Annotated in this window: 3 protein-coding genes; 1 reads left to right on the plus strand and 2 read right to left on the minus strand. The window is 33.0% G+C overall.

Going from position 1 to position 4,907, the window contains the following annotated elements; genetic code table 11:
- Positions 1–126 precede the first annotated feature (126 nt).
- Complete coding sequence (locus DIU01_RS09610; RefSeq protein WP_290833881.1) at positions 127–1,749, minus strand: trehalose synthase; 1,623 nt, start codon at positions 1,747–1,749, stop codon at positions 127–129.
- A gap of 162 nt (positions 1,750–1,911) precedes the next feature.
- Positions 1,912–3,852: an alpha-1,4-glucan--maltose-1-phosphate maltosyltransferase gene (locus tag DIU01_RS09615; protein ID WP_290833883.1), complete on the minus strand. Its 1,941-nt coding sequence runs from the start codon at positions 3,850–3,852 to the stop codon at positions 1,912–1,914.
- A gap of 76 nt (positions 3,853–3,928) precedes the next feature.
- Here DIU01_RS09615 and DIU01_RS09620 point away from each other — a divergent pair, with 76 nt between their 5' ends.
- On the plus strand, positions 3,929–4,795 hold the full coding sequence (locus DIU01_RS09620; RefSeq protein ID WP_290833885.1) for an alpha/beta hydrolase: 867 nt from the start codon (positions 3,929–3,931) through the stop codon (positions 4,793–4,795).
- Positions 4,796–4,907: the final 112 nt, after the last annotated feature.

Below are 4,907 nucleotides of genomic sequence, written 5' to 3' on the forward strand. Positions count from 1 at the left end.
GATTGCAGTGGAAATCCTTTTTTAAACCTGTCAGGTTTAAAAAAGATTGGAACGGAAAGCGGGAATTGCCATTATCGAAAGTGCCCAAGCCATTCGCTCCTAACTTAGACAATGTTTAGCCTGACATTAATACCCCATAATCGTTTGAATTCCTCGCAACGGAATTACTGCCCATCGTGGTCGAGAATTTAGTTCGTAACCCAACTCATAAACGGCTTTTTCAAGGATGCAATATTTTAGTAAAAAGTTGATTTCGTGACTGTAACCTATGTTTAAATTTTCGGATTGTGCTTTTTCGATGTAGGTTTCTAGGAAAGCTCCGACTAGGTATTTAAACAATAATTCGCCTGCTTTGAATAAATCTTCTTGCTCGTAAGGATATTTATCGGCATTGTTGAAAATGGTTGCGTAAATGGCGTAATGAAAGGAACGGAACATTCCTGCAACGTCTTTTAATGGTGGTTGTTTTACTTTTCTATCACGAATGGTGCTTTCTGGTTCGCCTTCAAAATCAAGCAGATAGAAATCATCTCCGTTTACTAATACTTGCCCAAGATGGAAATCTCCGTGAATTCTGATGCGTTCGGATTTCATTTTGGTCCAATCGAAATCTACGAAATGTTTACGGATTAGCTTTTTATTTTCAAGAAATTGATGCGCTAAATCGAGTGCCATTCCGTCGAGTTTGTGCAAACTATTTTCGATGATATTTAATCGGTTTTGGAATTGATATAGCAAACGATTTTTTAACCACACAGTGTAATCGCCATTGTAAGTTGTTGGTGTAAAAGCAGTTTCGTGAATGTCGCTTCCGAGTGCGATGTGCATTTCGGCAGTTCGCAAGGCTAAAGTTTGTACTTTTAGAAACAAACTCAAACCAACCCAATCAATAATTTCGGGTGGAATTTCGTTGATTTTTAATCGTTTGAACAGATCTACATTTGGAAGTTTATCGATTTTAATTTTCTTTCTGGAAAGGTTGTCAAAAACTCCGTCCATTTGTTCTAACATAAACTTCCAAGCGTCACCTTGATTGGGAACTAATTCTTGCATTAATCCTAAGGTAATATTGCCTTCGGTCATCGCAATATTAATACTTCCAGTGTAGGCTGGTGTGTTTTGATAATGCATTCTTTCGGTCAAAAAACGACTCAATTCATAATCAGGATTGGTGCTTACATAAATTCGTCTGAATATTTTTAACACCAAGGTATCATTATAAATAATCGAAGTATTGCTCTGCTCGACACCCATAAACTTGGATGATTTGTATTCTTTGTCGACTAAATTTATTCCTTTGTGAAAAATAAGTTTGAGTGCTTTATTTTGCGTTTCGTTAACAATATTTTCAAAAAGCAATCTTCTAAAATCATCTTGGTGAAGTGCGTCAACAAGATAGCCATCGATGTTGCCGAACTTAGCCGGTGAAATGATTGTGTTAGTATCCAATTCGTCATTTGTCATAAATGCGATTGGCATAAAATAATGCTGGTAAAACGCCTCTTTAAAATTTACTTCTAGTAAAACTCCGTAGTAAGTGTTTTTTTTTGAAGTAATTTTGAAATGATCAACAACTTCAATGTACTTTAATGTGCTAGATTTTCCGCCATACCATCTTTTGTTAATGATATAGTTTTCAAGAATATCTGACGAAAATATTTTAATAAATTCATCGTCGCTAAAAGCATCTTTCCATTCATTTTTAAATTTGAATGGCGTTGCAAAAGTATCTTGATTGTTGTTTTTCATAATGTTGGTTTTAGACACGACTTACACAAATTAGCACGAATTACTTTTGTTAAATAAATTTCCACTAATTTTATGAAAGTTAATTCAAACCAGTATGAAAATTAAGTTTCATTATATCTTAATTAGCTTAATTTACTTAATGGTTTAACTTTTTTCAATATTTTATTTTTGAATTTTGAATAAGTGAAAAGGTAAAACTGGATGCAATTCAACAAAATTCCATTCTTTGTCCCAATTATAGCTATTTCCAGTAATCAAATCTACTACCGTTATGGATTGTCCTTCGTGAATTCCTAGGGATTTTAATGGCAATTTGACCCACGCTTGTTTAGCATAATAAGCATCTAAACTTGCAATCATTAAGGTTTCGTTTTCTTTGTTATCATCAAATTTGTAGTAAGCAATTACTTGGTCGTTATCAGTATCACAAAATTCAATATTATTGGTTTGTTGTAATGATGTTTGCTCTTTTCTAATTTGATTTATTTTAGAAATTAGCATCGTAATTTTGTTTTCTTTCTCCCAATCCCAAAGGCGAATTTGATATTTTTCACTGTCCATATATTCTTCTTTTCCTGGAATAGCATCTGAGATCATATATTCAAATACTGGTCCGTAAATCCCAACAGATGAACTCAATGTCGCTGCTAGAAAATACTTTTGCAAGTGTGTACTTTCATTCGCACCTTGCAAAGCAAACGGATTAATATCTGGAGTATTTGGCCAAAAATTAGGTCGGAAGAATTCCTTTTGATTGGTTTGTGTTAGCTCAGTTAAATACTCTTGCAATTCTGCTTTAGTATTTCGCCAAGTATAATAAGTATATGATTGCGTGAAACCTTGTTTAGCTAACTCGTTCATAATTTTAGGACGCGTAAAAGCTTCTGCTAAAAACAATACATCTGGATATTTCTTCTTTACTTCTGCAATAAGCCAACCCCAAAAATAAAATGGTTTTGTATGAGGATTATCAACTCTGAAAACTCTAATTCCACATTCTTCAACCCAAAATAAAGCACAATCAAGAAGCTCTTTCCAAAGGTTTTTCCAGTCGTCACTTTCAAAGTAAATTGGTAGAATATCTTGGTATTTTTTTGGAGGATTTTCGGCATATTGTACCGTTCCATCAGGACGCCATTTAAACCATTGCGGAAACTCTTTAACATAAGGATGATCTGGTGCAGCTTGAAGCGCAAAGTCCATTGCAATCTCAATATTTAATGTTTTTGCTTTTTTGACTAATGATTTGAAATCATCAATAGTTCCTAATTCTGGATGAATCGATTTGTGACCACCATATTGAGATCCAATTCCCCAAGGCGAACCAACATCTCCAGATTGAGCGTCTGTTGCATTATTTTTTCCTTTACGATTTACTTCTCCAATTGGATGAACTGGTGGAAAATACAAAGTATCAAATCCCATTTTAGCAACTTTAGGCAAAATCTGCTCACAATCTTTAAAAGTTCCGTGTTTACCTTCTTCTTTTGAAGCAGAACGTGGAAAAAATTCATACCACGTACTGAATAATGCCTTTTGTCTATCAACATAAACTCTTAATTCTTGAGTTTGATTTGCTAAAAACTTAGTTGGATTTTCTTTGAAGATAGTTTTTAATTTATCAGAAACTGCTTCAATGATAGCTTTATCATAATTAGCTTCATTTGAGAATAAATCAACAACTTCATTTAAATATTTTTTATCCGAAGCAGAAACTTTTGACAATAATGGTTTGATGTACTCTACTCCTTCTAACAATTCCGATTTTACGTGTTGGTTGTCGTTTATTTTTTTACCAATACCGTATTGCCAATTTAGAGCATAATCAACCCAAGCTTCGACAAAATAAAGGTAATAACCTTGTTTTTCAACTGAAAATGTAGCTTCAAAAGTATCATTTGGCAAAGAACTCATTCTAACTTCCGACCATTTCTTGTCCTTTTCATATTTATGTTGAACAACTGCTTCCATTACATCGTGTCCATCTGATAGAATATCGGCGGTCACGTTTACATTTTGTCCAACAATTCTTTTTATAAAAAATGCCCCATTGTCTAATTGAGGCAAAACATTTTCAATTACTACGCGTTTTTGATTTAGCATTTTCCGATTAATTTATTGATGTCTAAATTTAAGAAAAAAAGATAAAATAAAGTAACTTGCATTAAAATTTATTGAAATGTCAAAAAATAAAGAAATAGAAGCCCAAACATTGAAAATTCCGAAGGTAATATTGATAACCGCTAAATTATTAGAAGTAATTTCAACAAAGTTGATAACAAAGTTCGCTGCAAAATTATTTACGAGGCCAATAAAACATAAAATTCCGAAACGCGAATTTCATATGGAGAAAGAAAGCATTCAAGAAATTGTTTTCGTTCCATCGATAAATAAAGAAATTGTGGTGTATCATTATGGAAAAAGTGAAAAGAAAATATTGTTAGTTCACGGTTGGTCTGGCAGAGGAACTCAATTAGTTAAGATTGCAGATGAGTTACTTAATTTAGGGTATTCGACAATAAGTTTTGATGCACCGGCACACGGAAAATCTAAAGGAAATTCATCGATAATGGTCGAATTCATTGCCTCTATTCTAGAATTGGAAAAACAATATGGACCATTTGAATTTGCGATTGGACATTCACTTGGAGGAATGGCAATTTTGAATGCCATTAGAGAAAAACTGAAGGTAAGAAAAGTAGTTCTGATTGGAAGCGGAGATATTATTCAAGACATAATTGATGATTTTATTAAAAAGTTGGAATTAAATCCTGAAATTGGAATTAAATTAAGAGAGCATTTTGAGAAAAAATACGGAGTAGAAATGAATTATTACTCAGCTTCAATTGCTGCAAAAGAAGTTTTAATTCCTGTTTTAATAATTCACGATGAGAATGATGTTGATGTAAATGTTAAAGCAGCTTATAACATTAAAGAAAACTTAAATATTTCAGAATTGATGATAACTAAAAACTTAGGTCATCGAAAAATACTAGGTAACAACGAAGTCGTTCAAAGGATAGTTACTTTTATTAAAGACCTATAAACCAATACTTAGTATAATATTTATGGCGTGCCCCAAGGGTCGTGCTATCCGCTCTATCTTTTCTTTTTTAAGAAAAAAAGAAAAGGATGCCGCTACTATCACTCACGCAACC

Source organism: Flavobacterium sp. (genome assembly GCF_003525665.1).
In the GTDB taxonomy this organism is placed as follows: Bacteria; Bacteroidota; Bacteroidia; order Flavobacteriales; family Flavobacteriaceae; genus Flavobacterium.